Raw genomic sequence first — 17,513 nt, forward strand, 5'->3', positions numbered from 1 at the left:
TTGGCGCTGCTGCTCGTCTTGTTTTCGCTGCTAGGCGGGGCGCTGTCCTGGCGGGCGAAGCGTGAAGGAGGCGCGGCCTTCAAACCGGAGCGTACGCGCGACACCGAGCGGTTCGTCGCCAATCTCGGCATGCTGTCGGCGCTGCTCTTCGCACTTGTCGTCGTCATGCAAGGCAGCGCCGCGCTCATCCTGGACAAGTGCTTGCGATGAACCTCGACGCGCTGTTCTCAACCTCGATCTGCTATGGTGCCGGCGCGCCAGAAGCCGGGTGGACGCTCGCGCTGCCCATCACGCTGCCGCTTGCCGTTCTCGGTATCATCTATGTCGTGGGCGCGAGCCGGCTTTGGCGGCGCAGCGGCCGCGGCAGGACATTGCGGCTGCGTCAGGCGCTGCTGTTCACCGCCGGATGGGGCGTGTTGACGGCCGCATTGGTCAGTCCCATTCATGCGCTCGGCGAGCAGGTGTTCGCGGCCCACATGATCGAGCATGAATTGCTGATGGCCGTGGCTGCGCCGCTGCTGGTCGCTGCCTGCCCGGCCGCGGCCTTGATGTGGGGTCTCCCCGCCCGGTTCCGCCGCGTTCTGGGAATTGCCGGGCACGCCGGATGGTTGAACGCGGCCTGGGCTTTCGCTACCCGGCCGCTAAGCGCGACCATTATGCATGGCATCGCCATATGGATGTGGCACATTCCGGCCCTGTTCGTGGCAGCACTGGAGCGCGGCGTGCTGCACTATGCCCAGCACGCGAGCTTTCTTGGAACCGGCCTGCTGTTCTGGTGGGTGATCTTGCCGCGCTCCGGCCGTCAGCAGAACTATGGCGGCGCGGTTATGCATCTCTTCGTCACCTCGCTGCATACCGGCCTGCTCGGCGTTCTCCTGTTGGTTTCGCCACGGCTCTGGTACCCGGAGAATGCCATCGGTGCGGCGCTGTGGAATTTGAGCCCGCTGGAAGATCAGCAACTTGCCGGGCTGGTGATGTGGGTGCCGGCCGGGTTGATCTACGGCGGGGCAGCATTGCTGCTGGCCGGGCTGTGGATCAAGACGAGCGGAAGGAGGGTGGCGGCGCATGCGCTCGGGCCTGTCTAAACTGCTTGCCGCCGCCAGCGCCGCGCTGGTGCTGCTCATCACCGTCGTGGCCGGGTTGACCTGGTGGTCCGATCGGGCCGCGCGCATCCGGCACGAGGCGGAGGCGTCCACGGGCGGTGAGGTAGCGCGCGCCCTGCCGATCATGACCGCGAATGGCTGCTCCGGCTGTCATACGATAACGGGTGTGCCGGGCGCGCAGGGGCAAGTGGGCCCTCGCCTCGACGCCAGCCTTGCCGACCGTGTCATAATCGGCGGCTTCCTGGCCAACAATCCGGAGAACCTGGTCCGCTGGATACGATCGGCCAGGGAGATCAATCCGCGCACGGCCATGCCATCGACCGGGATTACGGAGCAGCAGGCGCGCGATATCGCTGCCTACCTCTACGCCCTCAAGTGATTAGCTTCCGGGGCGTCGTGACCACAGGCCGCGACCGGGGTCATAGCCGACCACGGCTGCCAGGAAGAACGCTAGGAGACAGATGAGTACGACCAGGGCCGAGGCGGCATCGAACCGCAGATACAGCGCAAAGCGGATCAACTCGACCGCCGAGCTGAAAGGATTCCAGGCGGCGATCGTTGCCAGGACCGGCCCCGCCTCGGCGAGACGCCAGAGCGGATAGAGCGCCGTCGAGGCAAAGAACATCGGGAAGATGACGAAATTCATCACGCCGGCGAAGTTCTCCATCTGCGTCGAGACCGACGATACCAGCAATCCGAAGGCACCAAGCATCAGTCCCGACAGCAAGAGCGCCGGAAACACCGCAACATAACCGAGAGCCGGCGGCCGCACGTCCCAATAGCGCGCGATAACCAGGAACAGATAGACCAGCGGCAGGCCGACAATGACGCTGGCGAGCAGTCGCGCGGCTAGCAGGTACCAGCGCGGCAACGGCGCCGTCAGCAACAGGCGCATGCTGCCCATCTCACGGTCGTAGACCATGGCCAGCGAACTCGCCATGGCGTGGAAGAGCAGCATCATGGCCGCCAGGCCGGGCACGACATAGACTTCGTAAAGCACGTAGGTCTGGTAGGGCGGCGTGATCGACAGGCCCAGCACGGAACGGAAGCCGGCAGCGAAGATCGCCAGCCAGACCAGCGGCCGCACGATCGCCGAGAACAGACGGCCGCGCTGCCTGAGCGTGCGCCGCATTTCCCGTCGCAGGATGCCCGTGAGTGCCCGGCAGGCGTGATGCATCTTCATGGCGACCTCGTCAAGGACGCGAACGCCTCGGCCGTATCGGCCACTCCGACAGCGGCGGCCATGCGGTCGGCGCGGCCGCCCCAACGCACACTTCCCTCATGCAGAACCACGACATTGTCGGTGGGGGCCACTTCTTCGAGGAAGTGCGTGGCCCAAAGCACGGCAATGCCACCGTCGCGGCAGAGGTCGCGCACATGCCGCTCAAGCGCGCGCCGGCCCGGCACATCGAGGCCGGTGGTCGGCTCGTCGAGCAACAGGAGGCGCGGCCGGTGCATCAACGCCCGTGCGATCTCGACACGCCTCCGCTGGCCGCCCGACAGGGCGCGAACAGGATCATCAATCCTGTCGGCCACTTCGAGCCGGCTGAGCTCCTCGCCGGAACGTTCCTTGCTCAAACTTTTGGGGAGCCCATGCAGGGCGGCGTGATAGCGCAGGTTCTCGCCAGCTGTCAGGTCGAGATCAAGCGTCGGCTGCTGGAAGACGACACCCATCTCGGCAAGCGCGGTTGATGGGCTAGACTTCATCGCATGGCCGAAGACAAGGACTGACCCGGCGCGGGCGTGATAGAGACCTGTAACAAGCGAGAACAATGTCGTCTTGCCGGCGCCATTGCGGCCGAGCAGAATGCACATTCCGCCCTCCGGCACCGAAAATGACACGTCATCCAGAACCCGTCGACTTCCGAAGCTGTGGCTGAGGTGCTCGACCGACAAGGCGTTCATGGGCCGATCACAACGCCCCATGGCCCGCGGCCTACCGGCAGCGATTTCACGACCTCCTGGTTCTCGAGATCGATAAAGGATATGTCGCCGGAATTGCCGTTGGCGCTCACCAGACGCCTTTGGTCCGCGGACAGCGCAACGTGCCAGGGTCGTTGGCCAACAAGATAGAGCCGACGGACCGCCAGTGTTTTCACATCGACTTCAGCCACCCTGTTGGCCGGTCCAAGCGCCACATAGGCGGTCGCGCCGTCGCGGGACATCTCCATGCCAACCGCTTGCACGCCCTCGCGTCGGATACCCGGCACCGCGAACTCGATCTTGCCGGTTTGGGCGTGTGTCGCCGTGTCGAAGACGGTCACGGTGCCCCGGATCTCCGACGAGACCCACAACTGCTTGCCGTCCGGCGAGAACAAAGTCGCGCGCGGTCTGGTGTCGACCAGCAGGTTGTCTACGAGTTCGAGCGTGCCTGCGTCGATCAGGTGGACCATGCTGGTGGTCTCCGACGTGCAGGCGACATAGCGGCCATCGGCGCTGGCCGCCATCCCTTCCGGTTCGACACCGACATCGACCGTGCCGATGACCTTGGCGGCAGCGATGTCCACCACCGACACCAGATTGTCGTTCTCGTTGGCGACGAACAGCCGCTTGCCGTCCGGATGGACCGCGAAGAATTCCGGATCGGCTCCCGACGGCAACTGCCCGACCAGCTGGCGCTTTGTGACGTCGACCACGTCGATGCGGTTGTCGTCGCCTTCCGCGACGAACAGCATCTTGTTGTCGGTCGAGAGCGCCAGTCCGCGCGGACGTCGGCCGACGTCGATCGTCGCCAGCAAAGTCATCGTCGCGCCATCGACGACCGCGACGGTGTTGTCCTGCTCATTGGACACGTAAATGGTCTCCGCGGCGGCGGGAACAGCAAGAGCGAACGCCGCCAGCAACAACGCCATTAGAACTTGCATGTGCTCTCCTCCAGGTCGATGCCCAGCGTGTCGAGCGGCGTGCGCTGATGCAGGAAGCCCGGTTGCGGCGAGCTGGAGATCAGCAGGCGCGGCCCGGCGATCAAAATGGGCTGGCGCATCTGTCCGTCCCAGGCACGGAAAGTGAGCCCCTGCCCCTTGAAGCCAGCGAGAAGAAACGCATCGCCGCGTATATATTTGCCGATTGCCGCGGTATCGAGACTGTGCAGACGCGTCGCCGCTTCGCCGATACTGCGCACAGCGAGCCAGGCGGCGTAGTCGCTGGGCAGCATCCAGCGCCCGGCCTGCCTGTGGAAACGATCCTGGAGTTGCGTGGCGCCCCACTCCTCGCTGACCGCGCTCCAGCCTGTGGCGACCAGCCCTTGGGTACCGGCGACGATCCTCGGCAGAGCAGTGCGCCCCTCCAGATAGGCGCCGAATTCATCCGCTTCATCGGCGACCACGAGAACATCATAGTCGCTGACCTGCGTGACCGCCGGTATTTCGGTCTGCAGCGTGACATGCCCGGTGTCGGCGCGTCCATTGGCTGGCCTGAAGGTCCATGGCTGGTCGGTCGTGATCTCGGCTCCGAAGCGAGCCGCCGCCCGTCGAAAGGCCGCCGCCATGGCCTGATCCTGCGGATGTGGTCCCACGAGCAGGAACCAACGCCGCCAGCGTTTCCAGACGAGATATTGCGCCAATCCGTCGGCGAGCATGGCGCGGCTCGGGATCGTGTGCAGAACATTCCTGCGGCAATTCTGCTGGCGCAGCGCATCGTCCGGCGCTCGGCTGTTGAGCAACGTCATCCGCTCAGCCCCGGGCGCGGCACTGGCCTGCAGAAGCTGACCGGCATCGAGATCGGCAATGACAAAGGCGATGCCGGCATCGGCGAATTGCCTTACAGCGTCGGCCGGAGCTTCAGCGGGTGCCAGGATCCTTTCCTCCAGCCGAAATTTCTGCCCAAGAAACCGGCCGGTGCTGTCGTCGTCGGCAATACCGAGCCTCGCGCCTTGCAGGCCGTCATCGGCGACGGCTTCGTCAAGGGGTCCCAGGGGCAGAGCGGGTTTGCGCTGTTGGCCGATATAGCCGATCACCATCGTTTGTTCCTCGGCGGCGCCAAGGCCGGCGATCGACAAAAGATAAAGAAGGGCCAGCATCAGTCTCATTGTGTCGAATTTCCCAGCCTAAAGCGCGCCGATCCCGCTTCATCGCGACGTGAAATTTCGACGTCGCGCACGATGCGCGCCGGCGATCCTTCCAGAACGATGACCCGGTCGCCCAGCGACGAGGCGGATGCGAGATCGTGGGTGACCAGCAGCGTGGTGGGGCGCCGCTTGGCGAAACTATCCTGCAGCAGGCGGCGCATGGCTTGCGCCGTCGCCTGGTCGAGTGACGCGAACGGCTCGTCGAGGAGCAGGAGCGCGGGCTCGACGGCGAGCGCCCGGGCCAGCGCTACGCGCCGCGCCATGCCGCCGGAGAGACGTTGCGGATAATCCTGCTCATGACCTTTCAAGCCGACGGCGGCGAGCCACCGGGCGGCATCGGGCGCGTGGCCGGGGACGGCGAGTTCGATATTGCGCAAGGCGGTGAGCCACGGCAGCAGCCTCGGCGTCTGGAAAAGCATGCCTACTGGAAGCGCACGGCCGCTCACGCTGCCCGAGAATTCGTCGTCGACCCCAGAAACGATCGACAACAGCGTCGACTTGCCGACACCGGAAGGCCCGGTCAGGACGCAGACCTGCCCGTCGGCTATATCGAGCGACAGCGGACAAAAGATCGTCCGGCGTTGGCCGTCGTCACCCGGGAAAGTCTTCTCCTCGATTCTGATCCTGAGCATCAGCGTCGCCATGTGAGCAGATGGCGCTCCAACGGCACAAGCAGCCCATACTCTATGGCAAGCATCACGACACCGAAACTGATGGCGTAGGCAAGGATATGGGTGACGTCGAAGTTCTGGAAATAGACCTGCAGCTGGAACCCGACGCCGTTGGAGCGGCCGAGCAGTTCGGCGAGCAGCACGATCTTCCACGTCAGTGCCAGCCCGTTGCGCAGGGAGACCAGGAAGAAAGGCGCCAGTTGGGGCAGCACGACATACCGCAGCATCGCGGCGCGGCCGAAACGATAGAGCTCGGCCATTTCGGCAAAGTCCTTGTCCAGCCGGCCGGCGCCTTCACGGATAGTCACCACAACGTTGGGGATCTTGTTGAGCGCGACGGCCAGGACAAGCGCCGTGTCGGCAAGGCCCAGCCAGATATAGATCAGGATGACGGTGATCAGCGCCGGCATGTTGAGGAGCAACACGATCCAAGGCCTCATCCAGACGTCGGCCCGGCGCGAGCGGCCTGCCGCGTAGCCAAGGACCGCGCCGATCAGGATTGCCGCCCCAAGGCTTGCGGCAACGCGCGCGAGCGAGATGCCGAGGTGGTATAGCAGCTCGCCCCGAACCGCTTCGTGCAAGAGAACCGAAACAACCTGGACCGGACCGGGAAACAGCCTATCGGCGGCAATCGATGCCGCGATCTGCCAGGTAAGCACCATGGCAAGCAATGCCGCAGCGGACTGCCAACGCTGAATGTTGGTGGTAATGGCTGAGACCTCGGTCATGATCGCCAGCTCAAGCCGGTATGGCCCAGAAAACACCGGGATCCAAGCTCGTTGCCTTGCCGACCATATCCTCGCCGCCCAGTTCGGCCAGGATTGCAAACAACCGGGCTGCGCCATCACGTTCGCCTTTGCCGAAGCGACGAGGGATTCCGGCTCGATAAGCGTCGCGCAGTGCTGCCTGGAGGTGAGGATCGGCCGTGCCCAACTGGGGCGTTAGTACCCGCCATTCATCGTCCGAGGACGCGAGCAGCGACTTTGCAGCCGCAGTGGCGTTCGTGAATCGCGTGAGGGCAATCGGGTTGGCTCGGGCCCAGCTTTCATGGAAGACGTAGCCGAGCATCGGCAATTCGGCGGATACGCCAAGCCCCTGCAGCATCTGCGCGACGCTGAGCAGAGGCCTTGCTCCCCCTGACTCGAGACGGGCGGCGAAATTCCAGAATGTCAGCAGGCCATCCAGTCGCCGCGCCAGGAATTCCTGCTCCAACAAAGGGGGCGCGCCGAACACCGGATGCACCTCTTCAGCAAGATCGCGCTTCACCTGACGGAGGCCGAGCGCGCGCAACAGAATCCAGTTTTTGTCCAGCGGACCACCCGCGATCCCAAGCCTTTTGCCCTTGAGGTCCGCAACAGTTCGGATGGGCGAACCTTGTGGCAGTTCCAGTGCGCCGACGGCACGAGAATAGGGATAGAAGACCAGATCGGCGCCTTCGCTCCGCTGGCGCATAACCCACACCCAATCCGAAACGATAACGTCGACACTGCCCGCCAGCAATGCGGTCTTGCCCGCTTCGGCACCAGCAAGCCGCTGCGCCTCGATTGATACTCCGTGTGCGGTGTCCAACGCGTGCCGCCGCATGACGTCGACTTCCCAAGCAGCGGTGCCATATCCCAGCACGCCAAACCGCACGCGCGGCTGCGGCTGTGCCTCGGCTTCCGAGGAGACAGCCAACAGCCAACAGCCAATAGCTGCAAGAGCCGTCCGCCGCGAGATGTGGCCCTGTTCGTGCCGGGTCTGCCATTCGCCTGGGAGGTTCGCAGTTAGCACGGAGCGCACCGGTGTGAAGGAACTCACCTAACGTCTTGGCGGCAGGAATGTTCCTCTACGGTGCATGGAACTGACTCGGAATTGACCTGGCGCCCATTACGAGACGGGCCTCGCTATGCCACTGCCCGCGGGCTTGGTCAGGCGAACGGAAGGCGGTTGTTGGGGCCTACGGTCCGCTCTTGGGATCATCGACCTCCAGCGCGTCCATTACAGGCACCAGATCGTCCCCTTCGGATCTCTGGCTCGCCACCCCGCGCCCGCCGTTCTTGATCGCTTGCTCGATAGCATCCTCGATGTTTCCGAGTTCGTCCTCCCTTACGTCGCGCCCGTAACCAGCCACCTCGGCATCTTCTTCGAATTGTTGGGCGAGCACCGCAACGCTGACTTCCTCTCGGCCAGGAAGTGTGCCGACATTCTCCTGTAGCCAGTTTTCAAAAAACTCTCTCGTCACGCTCATCTCAGACCCTTTCGCCAGATTAAGCCCGGCGGTGATCCGAAGTTCCATGATGGTTTCACTTTCCCTGTGGCGCTGTATTCACGGGTGGCAGCTACGACGTTTCGGAGACTTGGCAGTGGCCTTTCTCTTTATGTCTCGGATCGAGGTTCGCTCTTATCGCGTGTCATTCGACACGTGGAACAAGGTTGTTTTGCGCGGGTTGGGCGCTATGCCACGTTCTTCCGGCTCACAAATTTTTGACGTTGCTATCGTCGGCGGCGGCCCTGCAGGGCTCGCCGCGGCCACGTATTTAGCCAGGTTTCTGCGTTCGGTGATCTCATTCGACGCGGGGGATGCGCGCGCCAAGCTCATTCCAAAATCGCATAACTGTCCGGGCTTCCCCGAGGGCATCAACGGGGAAGAACTGCTCGGCCGGCTACGAGCCCAAGCACGCCTGTACGGGGCGAGCGTCGCCGACGATTACGTAGCTCACGCCGAAAAACGCGAGGGATATTTTCTTCTGACGACGGCCTGCGGGATGATCCAAGCAAGGCGCGTAATTCTGGCAACGGGCATTGTGGACAAGGCCCCTTCGATTAAAGGACTGCAGCAGGCGATCGCGGATGGCATTGTCAGACTATGCCCGGTTTGCGATGCGTATGAGGCCAGGGGTAGCCGCATCGGCGTCGTTGGCCCGGAGCATCTCGCCGTCAGGGAGGCTCTGTTCCTGAAGGAATATGGCAGTCCAGTTGCCTTGCTCGCCAACTACCCGGATGATGTTTCCGAGGCTGCCCGCGATGTCGCATTGGCAGGCGGAGTAGAAATCTGGGACGCTGTCGATGACTTGGTCCCTAGACGAACTGGCTTCGATGTCGTCATGGCCGATGGTACCCCGATGCGCAACATCGATGTGGTGTACCCTTCGATGGGCTGCGACGTACGCTCCGAACTCGCGGTTGCGCTTGGAGCTGTCTGTGACGAAGAGGGCTATGTCATGGTCAACCGGCACCTTGAGACTTCAACGCCAGGACTCTATGCCATCGGTGACGTGGCCGAGGGGCTCAATCAAATTGCCGTTGCGTTCGGACATGCCGCCACGGCTGCAACTCACATTCACAACGATCTGCGCGATTGCGCCGAGCCGGCGACGAAATGTCGATGAAGTTGACCTGCAGATGCGAACGCATTCTACCGCCGGAAAACTCTTCGCTGCGTTGTCGCCTGGAGCTTGTTCCACCCGGCGTCACACTGCTGGCTTCGGCTTCGATCAAGTTCTCTCAGGCGCGGTGGCAGGGTTTATGAGGGCGCACGCGCCGGCGAACGGTGGGAGCAAGGAATGAGAATTCTCGTGACCGGCGCCTCAGGTCTGATTGGGAAGGCGCTTTGCGCGCTCCTGACTGGTGAGGGACATGAGGTGGTTCGCGTGCTTCACCATCCAGATACCGGCATCCATACTGAGACCCGAGCCATTTCACTGGATATGGCGCGAGCCTTGCGACCTAAAGATTGGACGCCCTATCTGGCCGGTGTGGACGCCGTCGTAAACTGTGCCGGGGTTCTGCAGGATAGCGCCGGGGAAAACACCCGGCATGTCCATATGACCGGCGCCTCTGCTCTCTTCATCGCATGTGAGCAGGCAGGTGTGAACAAGGTCATTCACTTTTCCGCCATCGGGGTCGATTGCCAGCAGCCGTCCGCCTTTTCCGCCAGCAAGCTTGCCGGCGATGAAGCATTGATGGCGCGTAGACTTGAGTGGGTAATCCTGCGCCCTTCAGTGGTGCTGGGAAGGCCGGCTTTCGGCGCAAGTGCGCTTTTTCGGGGCCTCGCGGCTTTGCCGCTCTTGCCGTTGATGCCCGACACGGGCCGTCTCCAGGTCGTTCAGCTCGATGACGTGATCTCCACCGTTCTCTTTTTCCTCAAACCCGGCAGCCCATCGCGCCTCACGCTGGAACTTGCTGGGCCCGTGGCGCTCTCGATGAGCGAGGTCGTCGGTTGCTATCGCCGCTGGTTCGGATGGAACCATGCTCGCGAGTTCATCTTGCCCAATTGGACCGCAGCTATCTTGTACAGGCTGGGGGATGCCGCGGCTCAGCTAGGCTGGCGCCCGCCGATGCGCACCAATGCTGCAAAAGAGATCACGCGTGGCGCTGTCGGTGATCCCCGGCCGTGGATGACGGCGACCGGCATTCAACCGTCCAGTCTCCCAGCTGCACTACGTCTAAATCCTGCGACGGTGCAGGAGCGATGGTTCGCCGGTCTTTACTTCGTCAAGCCGGCGCTGTTTGTCGTTTTGCCGCTCTTCTGGATTCTGACCGGTATCATTTCCCTCACCGTCGGCTGGCGCAGCGGAGTTGACTTGCTGATTGGCACTGCTGCCGGCGCATTGGCCGAACCAGCGGTCGTCGCCGGGGCACTGGCTGACATCGTCGTGGGGACGCTTATCGCTTGGCGCCCAACCAGCCGGCTAGGTCTTTTCGGCGCAATCACGGTATCGCTTTTCTATGCGGTCGCCGGGAGCATTTTGCGGCCGGATCTTTGGTATGAGCCACTCGGGCCGCTGTTGAAGATCTTCCCGACCCTCGTTTTGCATTTTGCAGCGCTGGCCATTCTGGAGGAACGCTGATGATGTACTTTGTGCTCAAATACCTTCACGTCATCGGTGCGGCTGTGCTGCTCGGGACTGGCGCCGGCATTGCGTTTTTCATGCTTATGGCACACCGGACCGGAAACGCCGCGACGATCGCCGCCGTCGCCCGCATTGTCGTCCTGGCTGATTTCCTGTTCACGGCTACGGCCGTTGTCGTACAACCCCTGACCGGACTAGGCCTTGCTTGGGTTGCGGGGTATTCGCTGTCCGAAGGCTGGATCATTCTCTCGATTGCGCTTTACATCGTAACCGGCGTTTTCTGGCTGCCTGTCGTGTGGATGCAGATCGAGATGCGAAATCTGGCGACACAGGCTGCCCTGTCCAACCAAGCCCCGCCCGAGCGCTACAATCAGCTGTTCAGACGCTGGTTTGTCTTCGGCTTCCCGGCTTTCGGCGCGGTCCTCGCCATTTTCTGGCTGATGGTTGCGCGCCCGGCAATCGAGTGGCCAGCGTTGTAGCTGCGCAGGATCGCCGAATCATCATGCCGCGAATTGGTCTGTCTCACGTGGCTGGCTCCTACGGCGCAATGTACCGCAGTGGGGAACCAGGCTCACCGAGTTCTTTGGGATGGCCAACCATCCCGTCACCGGCGTGCTCAACTCGATCGGCACATGGACCTCCCGCCCCGCGGCATTCCTGATCTTGTTGGCCTACGCAATCCTTTGGCTAATCCTTGAACGACAGAGCCTGGACTGGCATGGAGCGGCTACCTTGTTTACCTGGGCCATGACGCTGTTCATTCATTCCAACATATCGTAATTTTCGACTCGTGGGGCTTGCTCACCGTGGCTGTCACGCGGCATGCCGCCGATAGGAAAAGAACGCTCCCCCAATAGTGGGTATTGCGATGTAGCGGTCTCCCGCTACCAGCCCCCGACGAGCAGAGAGTGTTTCCCATTTTCAGGTCGCAGCCGCAGATTGCAGCCCGAGCTGAACGCAGGCCTCCACTGCAGCAGGAGAGTCCCTACTTATATGGCATGTTGCATTCATGGCCTTGCAGAACGGCGAAGCCGTGAGGCGATACTCGCTCACGCCTCGACCAATCACGGCACAGCGGATTGAACGCGCGCTCGACCGCGTCGCGGAGATCATCGTGGCACGAGGCGACGATGGTGAGGCATGGCTCGCGCTCTACGAGCACTTGGAACGCGCTCTGCAAGATCACCGAGCGAAGGAAGAACGCCTCGCCGCAGTGCGATTTCCCCCAGCATCAACGACGCCCACAAGGCATTGTCAGCAGCCTCGTGGAGATCTCTGGCGGTGCGCGCCTTTATACGGTCAGTGGTGTCGAGGCGCGGCGAACGAACACGCTACGCTCGTCGAGATCCCTGATCTCTCTGGGCACCCTGCGGTAGTAGTGGAAATGATCCCCCCTCAGTTGCAGGAAGCGGTCAGGATCATGCTCTTCGCGTCGTCTTCCTAGGCCTCTGATACACCATTTGTATCACAATCGGCTTGGCCCGAAAATTCTATAAGAAATTCAACGCCTTATGGGGAAAGCCAATGGTACCGTTGGCTGGGATCGAACCAGCGACCTCCGGATCCACAATCCGGCGCTCTAACCATCTGAGCTACAACGGCACGTCTCAACGTTGGTAGCGGGATCGAGGTGGAAGGTTCATTCTCCGCGATCCGCTCTGTCGTTCGGCGATGCGTCCTTACGGGCTTATGGATTCTAATTCAAGAGTTTTGCGAGGCAAAGGTCGCTTCCCCACAACGGGGCACCTTTCGCCGGGCAAAGAAAAAGGCCGGCGGGAGGAGGTGCCGGCCTTTTCCTGTTACGAGCCAGCGGGAGGAGGTGCTGGCTGGTCACCCCGGAGGTGGAGGGAGGAGGTTCCACCCGCCGGGTATTCACTTGACCGACACTATCTCACATCTATTTGTCCGACAAAATGCGACCTTTTGTTGCATCCGCCGGCGATGCGCAGATATTAGGCAGCCTTGATTTCCTTGATCGCCTTCTCGAAGGCGGTCTTGATCGGCTTCGAGACGTCCTCGGCTGCCTTGGAGGCAACAGCCTGGAAGTCCTTGGCCTGCTCTACGGTCAGTTCGACGCGCTTGCGCAGGAAGGCGGTCTGCAGCTCGACGACTTCCGACAGCGACTTGGCGCCGATCAGGGCTTCGAGATGCGAGAAGCCGGCCTCGGCATTGGCGCGCAGCGCGGCAATGGTCTTGAGCGACAGGTCGCTGGAAACAGTCTTGGCGGTTTCGTAGGTCGACTCCAGAGCCTTCTGGGTCTCCTCGGCGCCGGTCTTGAGCTTGGCATAGGCCTCTTTCGACTGCTCAACGCCCTTTTCGGCGAAAGCGCGCATCTGGTCGGTGGCCTTGGAAGCGTCGAAGCTCGGGAATTCAACGTTTTCGATCGTCTCGGCGGTCTTGGTCCTGGACATTTTCCATCCTTTTCAGCGGCAGCGGCTTTGACAGAAAGCCGTCTCGTTCATGTATGATGGCAATATAAAGGCAAATTTTGTGCATTGCAATATCCTTGTTGCACTGCACAAAAATCTTTTTGGCCGTTAACCAAACGGCCAGAATTCAGCCTTTGAGCGTTCTGGCTTGTGGACCTTCGTGGCTGCGGCTTTTATTAACAAAGCGTTAACTGCAAATTTCGCCGCTCCGTGAGGGTTCGCCAAGCGCATGCCGTCCGAATATTCCTTCCTCGACGTCGCCGTGCTCGACGCGGTGCGCCAGCGCTTCGCCGCCGGCGACGCGATCGCGATCCTGTCGGTGGACCTCGAGCAGGTGATCTGGGCCAATGGACCGGGCGCCGCCATGTTCGGCTATCCCGATATCGAAGCGATCATCGGCGCCTCGGCGCGGCTGCCGCTGATCGCGCGCCGCCAGATCATGGCGACCAGCGGTTTTCCCCAGATCGGCGGCGATCGCTCGATCTTGGTGCGCCTGGCGACCGGCATGACCAGCCGCGCCGTCGGCTTCCTTGCCAGTGCCGTGACCCTGCCCGATGGCGAGAACGCCATCATGCTGGCGGTGCCGGCGGGGCAGACCGGCTCGCGCAGTGCCGCCGAGATCGCCAGCCGGGCGATCAGCGGCTTTACCGAAGACGGCCATTTCATCGCCTTCATCGACGCCAAGGGCAATGTCGAAGCCGCATCGGATGGGTTTCCGGCGCTCGGCATCCAGCCCGCGACACTGGCGGCCCTGGTGGCCGACGTCGCGGCCGAGGGCGAGCGCATCGTCAAGCGCCTCGTTCCGGGCGGCAGGACCTCCTACCCGGCCGGCCTCGCCCGGCTGACGCCGGAGCGGCATCTGCTGGTGGTGATCGACGAGGATCAACTCGAGGACAACGCGGCTCCGGCGGGCAACTCGCCCGCGGCAACGGAAAGCTCCGCCGAGGAGAGCGTTCGGACGGTGGAAACCGCCTCAGCGGAATCCGAGTCTCCGCAGGACAATCAGCCGACGGCGAATGTCGCGCGGACAGAGGCGGTCGAACAGCTGCCTGCCGCGGCCGAGCCCGCACAGGAGACCGCCCCTTCCGAGCCCGTGGCCGACGATACGCCCGAACGGGCGATGCGGGAGATCGAGGAGCCGAGCGGGGCGACACCGGTTGCCGCCGACAATGATCAGCTGGCGGCGGGCACGCCGGGCCAGCACGATCATTGGTATTTCAACGCCGGAGAAGACGACGCGCCAACTGCGCAGGAACCGACAAGCCAGGCCGAAGCGGTCGGCACAGCGGCTTCGGCGGACGGCGTCAAGCAGGACCAGGCCACCTCGCCCGCGGCCCCGGCCGCAACCGTGGCCACCCGGACGATAGACCGCTCGGCGGCGCCGGTGCGCTTTGTCTGGCGGACCGACGCCGAGGGCAAGTTCAGCGCGCTGTCACCGGAATTCGCCGATATTGTCGGCCATCCGGCCGCCGACGTGATCGGACGGCGCTTCAGGGATGTCGCCGCGGCCTTCGGCCTTGATGCGTCCGGCGAGATCGCCGGCCTGCTGGAGCGGCGCGATACCTGGTCCGGCCGCTCAGTGCTGTGGCCGGTCGTCGGCACCGACCTGAAGATCCCGGTCGACCTGGCGGCACTGCCGGTCTATGGCCGCAGCCGTGCCTTCGAGGGTTTTCGCGGCTTCGGCGTCGCGCGTACCGGGGACGCGGTCGTCGATCCGGAAGCGATCGGCATGGCACTGGTGCCCAATGGCGAGATGCCGGCGGCACCGAAACCGGAAGCCGTGGAGACGGCGCCGGAAGAGCCGAAGGCCGAAGAGCCTAAGGCATCGGATCCGTTCAAGGGCGAAGTGCCGGCGCTGACCATCGTCCCGAAACCGGAGCGGCGCTTTGCCGACAAGGTGATCCGGCTGGCCGAACACCGGCAGCCGGCCAACGACAAGGGGCTGTCGACGCTGGAACGCAGCGCGTTCCGCGAGATTGGCGAGCGGCTGAAGAAGGACAGTTCCCCAGCCGAGCCGGAAGCGGAAAAGCCGGGCATTGAAAGCCCGACAGGGCCGGCGATCGAGATACCGACTGAGCCGGTGGCGCAAACAGCCATCGAAGCTCCGACCGGGAGGACCGAGGCTCCCGTGGAGCCGGCCGGCGAGGCCGTGCCCACGCCCGATGCCATCCAGCGCGACGAGCCGCAAGAGACTGGCGAAGCCCAGGCCAAGCCGGACGAGGACCCGCTGGCGGCGCAGGCTGCCGATAGCGATGCCGGGGACGAAGCGGATCTGGCGCTGCTGGACGGCGCTAATCCCGGCGACGTCGCTCGCGACCAACCGGCCGATGCCTTGCCGCCCGTCAAGGGCTCGCTGCTCGACTACGCCGACGACAGCGGCGAACCCGGTTCCATCGCCGACAATGATCAACCGACCGCTTCCGAGCCGTCAGCGGCGAAACCGGAAACCGCCACGCCCGCCGATGGCGGCGAGGAACCGGCGGCCGCGGGCGCCGCGCATGACGCCGTCGACGACGATGACAGCATGACGGCGGCCGATTTCCGCGATGCCGAGGACAATGAGGACTGGTCCGGCGGCGAGGACAGGGCAGAGATCGACGGCCGCATCGCCGCGCCTGCCGAGACTTCTGCCGCCTCGGATGAGCAAGCCGCCGCGCCCTCCAACGAGACTGCCAGCGCGGGTGACACGGCCGAGACGCCCATCCAGCCGCGCCTGCAGGTACCGCCGCTCAAGACCGGGGGTTTCGTGCCGTCGGCCTTTTCCGTGGGTGACGAGAGCAAGGCGCCCGATACGTCGCTACTCGGCAAACTGCCGGTGCCGCTGATCATCCATTCGGGCGACCAGCTGCACTATGCCAATGAGGAGTTCCTCGACCTGACGGGGTACGAGACGCTGAAGGATCTGGAGGACGCGGGCGGCCTCGGCGCGTTGTTTGCCGATCCTTTTGCCGATGACGGCGCCTCCGACGGAAGCGACCGGACGCTGCGACTGAAGACGCGCGACGGACAGGAATTCCCGATCGACGCCATCCTGCGCTCCGTGCCGTGGCGCGACGGCAAGGCGCTGATGCTGGTCGTCCGCCGTTCCGGCGAGGACGACGCGCCAGTGGCCCTTCATGCGGTCGGCGAGGGGCCGACGCAGCCCGACATTTCCGAACTCAAGGCCCGCATCGCCGAGATGCGCACCATCATCGACACCGCCACCGACGGAGTCGTGCTGATCGGCAGCGACGGCACCATCCGTTCGATCAGCCGCCCGGCCGAGGCCCTGTTCGGTTTCGACAGCGACGAGGTGACCGGCAAGCCGTTCGCCTCGCTGTTTGCCATAGAGAGCCAGCGCGCGGCGCGCGACTATCTCACCGGCCTGTCGGAACCTGGCGTGGCGAGCGTCCTGAATGATGGCCGCGAGGTGATCGGCCGCGAGGCGCAGGGGCGCTTCATCCCGCTGTTCATGACCATCGGCCGGCTGCCCAATGACAGCGGCTTCTGCGCCGTGGTGCGTGACATCACGCAGTGGAAGCGGGCCGAGGAGGATCTCACCCAGGCGCGCGCGGTGGCCGAACGCGCTTCCTCGCAGAAAACCGATTTCCTCGCCCGCATCAGCCACGAAATCCGCACGCCGCTCAACGCCATCATCGGCTTTTCCGAACTGATGGTCGACGAGAAGTTCGGGCCGGTGGCCAATGACCGCTACCGCGACTATCTGCGCGACATCAACCGCTCGGGCAACCATGTGCTCGACCTGGTCAACGACCTGCTCGACATCTCGAAGATCGAGGCCGGCCAGCAGGAAATGGCCTATGAGGCGGTGTCGCTCAACGATACGCTGGCCGAAACCGTGGCGATGATGCAACCCCAGGCCAACCGCGAACGCGTCATCATCCGCTCCAGCTTCGCCTCGCGGCTGCCGGAAGTGGTGGCGGATTTGCGCAGCGTGCGCCAGATCGCGCTCAACATCCTGTCCAACGCCGTCCGCTACACCCAGGCCGGCGGCCAGGTGATCGTCTCGACCGCCTATGAGACCTCGGGCGACGTCGTCATGCGGGTGCGCGACACCGGCATCGGCATGAGTCCGGCCGAGATCGAGCAGGCGCTGAAGCCGTTCAAGCAGATCAATGCGCTGAAGCGCGGACGCGGCGACGGCACCGGCCTTGGCCTGCCGCTGACCAAGGCGATGGTGGAAGCCAATCGCGCCCGCTTCACCATCAACTCGACGCCCGGCGAAGGCACGCTGGTCGAAGTCGCTTTCCCGTCGACGCGGGTGCTCGCCGAGTAGGGTGAGCCTTAGCGGCAGCGTGCCGCAAGCCGACAGTTTCCGCGTGGTGATTTTGGCTGCCCGCCGAAGCCCCGACCCTCCGGCAAAATCGTTCGGCCTCCGGAACAAAGCTCTCAGGCGCTGGTTAGCCTCG

The 17,513-nt window shown here is 63.6% G+C and carries 16 protein-coding genes and 1 tRNA gene; 7 read left to right on the forward strand and 10 right to left on the reverse strand.

The features are described from left to right. The 3 genes from FJ948_RS30770 to FJ948_RS25370 are packed head-to-tail and all read left to right on the forward strand — an operon-like array spanning position 1 to position 1,482. Complete coding sequence (locus tag FJ948_RS30770; protein WP_246677618.1) at positions 1–210, forward strand: hypothetical protein; 210 nt, start codon at positions 1–3, stop codon at positions 208–210. Continuing rightward, positions 207–1,085, forward strand: coding sequence for a cytochrome c oxidase assembly protein (locus FJ948_RS25365; protein ID WP_140709316.1), 879 nt, complete (start codon positions 207–209; stop codon positions 1,083–1,085). The genes FJ948_RS30770 and FJ948_RS25365 overlap by 4 nt, the downstream gene beginning before the upstream one ends. After that, positions 1,066–1,482, forward strand: a complete 417-nt coding sequence (locus FJ948_RS25370) for a c-type cytochrome (protein ID WP_140709318.1) — start codon at positions 1,066–1,068, stop codon at positions 1,480–1,482. The genes FJ948_RS25365 and FJ948_RS25370 overlap by 20 nt, the downstream gene beginning before the upstream one ends. Here FJ948_RS25370 and FJ948_RS25375 read toward each other — a convergent pair whose 3' ends face one another. From FJ948_RS25375 to FJ948_RS25410, 8 genes are all read right to left on the reverse strand, one after another. Then, complete coding sequence (locus FJ948_RS25375; RefSeq protein WP_140709319.1) at positions 1,483–2,286, reverse strand: ABC transporter permease; 804 nt, start codon at positions 2,284–2,286, stop codon at positions 1,483–1,485. Next, positions 2,283–3,029, reverse strand: coding sequence for an ABC transporter ATP-binding protein (locus tag FJ948_RS25380; protein ID WP_348643032.1), 747 nt, complete (start codon positions 3,027–3,029; stop codon positions 2,283–2,285). Before FJ948_RS25380 ends, FJ948_RS25375 begins: the two co-directional genes overlap by 4 nt. Then, the gene (locus FJ948_RS25385) at positions 3,005–3,967 is read right to left on the reverse strand and encodes a PQQ-dependent catabolism-associated beta-propeller protein (protein ID WP_140709321.1); all 963 of its coding nucleotides are present in this window, start codon (positions 3,965–3,967) and stop codon (positions 3,005–3,007) included. Before FJ948_RS25385 ends, FJ948_RS25380 begins: the two co-directional genes overlap by 25 nt. After that, positions 3,955–5,130: an ABC transporter substrate-binding protein gene (locus tag FJ948_RS25390; protein ID WP_140709322.1), complete on the reverse strand. Its 1,176-nt coding sequence runs from the start codon at positions 5,128–5,130 to the stop codon at positions 3,955–3,957. Before FJ948_RS25390 ends, FJ948_RS25385 begins: the two co-directional genes overlap by 13 nt. Then, on the reverse strand, positions 5,127–5,801 hold the full coding sequence (locus tag FJ948_RS25395) for an ATP-binding cassette domain-containing protein (protein WP_181173819.1): 675 nt from the start codon (positions 5,799–5,801) through the stop codon (positions 5,127–5,129). Before FJ948_RS25395 ends, FJ948_RS25390 begins: the two co-directional genes overlap by 4 nt. Then, positions 5,801–6,568, reverse strand: a complete 768-nt coding sequence (locus FJ948_RS25400; protein ID WP_140709325.1) for an ABC transporter permease subunit — start codon at positions 6,566–6,568, stop codon at positions 5,801–5,803. The genes FJ948_RS25395 and FJ948_RS25400 overlap by 1 nt, the downstream gene beginning before the upstream one ends. Before the next feature lie 10 nt (positions 6,569–6,578). Then, on the reverse strand, positions 6,579–7,517 hold the full coding sequence (locus tag FJ948_RS25405) for an ABC transporter substrate-binding protein (protein WP_246677619.1): 939 nt from the start codon (positions 7,515–7,517) through the stop codon (positions 6,579–6,581). A gap of 262 nt (positions 7,518–7,779) precedes the next feature. After that, positions 7,780–8,118, reverse strand: a complete 339-nt coding sequence (locus FJ948_RS25410; protein ID WP_140709326.1) for a hypothetical protein — start codon at positions 8,116–8,118, stop codon at positions 7,780–7,782. 67 nt (positions 8,119–8,185) lie between these two features. Here FJ948_RS25410 and FJ948_RS25415 point away from each other — a divergent pair, with 67 nt between their 5' ends. The 3 genes from FJ948_RS25415 to FJ948_RS25425 all read left to right on the forward strand — a co-directional run bounded on the left by FJ948_RS25415 (position 8,186) and on the right by FJ948_RS25425 (position 11,154). After that, complete coding sequence (locus tag FJ948_RS25415) at positions 8,186–9,211, forward strand: NAD(P)/FAD-dependent oxidoreductase (RefSeq protein WP_246677620.1); 1,026 nt, start codon at positions 8,186–8,188, stop codon at positions 9,209–9,211. Positions 9,212–9,385: 174 nt separating this feature from the next. Beyond that, entirely contained in the window at positions 9,386–10,672 is a 1,287-nt protein-coding gene (locus FJ948_RS25420) for an SDR family oxidoreductase (RefSeq protein WP_140709327.1), read from the forward strand. After that, positions 10,672–11,154 (forward strand): DUF2269 domain-containing protein, encoded by a 483-nt coding sequence (locus tag FJ948_RS25425; RefSeq protein ID WP_140709328.1) that lies wholly within the window; start codon positions 10,672–10,674, stop codon positions 11,152–11,154. The genes FJ948_RS25420 and FJ948_RS25425 overlap by 1 nt, the downstream gene beginning before the upstream one ends. A 1,046-nt stretch (positions 11,155–12,200) precedes the next feature. On the opposite strand, the gene FJ948_RS25435 is transcribed toward FJ948_RS25425, so the two are convergent. Then, positions 12,201–12,277 (reverse strand) — tRNA-His (locus FJ948_RS25435). A 350-nt stretch (positions 12,278–12,627) separates the two neighbouring features. Then, positions 12,628–13,086 carry a phasin gene (locus tag FJ948_RS25440; RefSeq protein WP_027144815.1) on the reverse strand — a complete coding sequence of 153 codons (459 nt, stop codon included), beginning with the start codon at positions 13,084–13,086 and terminating at the stop codon, positions 12,628–12,630. A 247-nt stretch (positions 13,087–13,333) separates the two neighbouring features. On the opposite strand from FJ948_RS25440, the gene FJ948_RS25445 reads away from it, so the two are divergent. Next, on the forward strand, positions 13,334–17,380 hold the full coding sequence (locus FJ948_RS25445; protein WP_140709330.1) for a PAS domain S-box protein: 4,047 nt from the start codon (positions 13,334–13,336) through the stop codon (positions 17,378–17,380). Positions 17,381–17,513 lie beyond the last annotated feature (133 nt).

This window comes from Mesorhizobium sp. B2-3-12, from assembly GCF_006442205.1.
Taxonomy (GTDB): Bacteria; Pseudomonadota; Alphaproteobacteria; order Rhizobiales; family Rhizobiaceae; genus Mesorhizobium.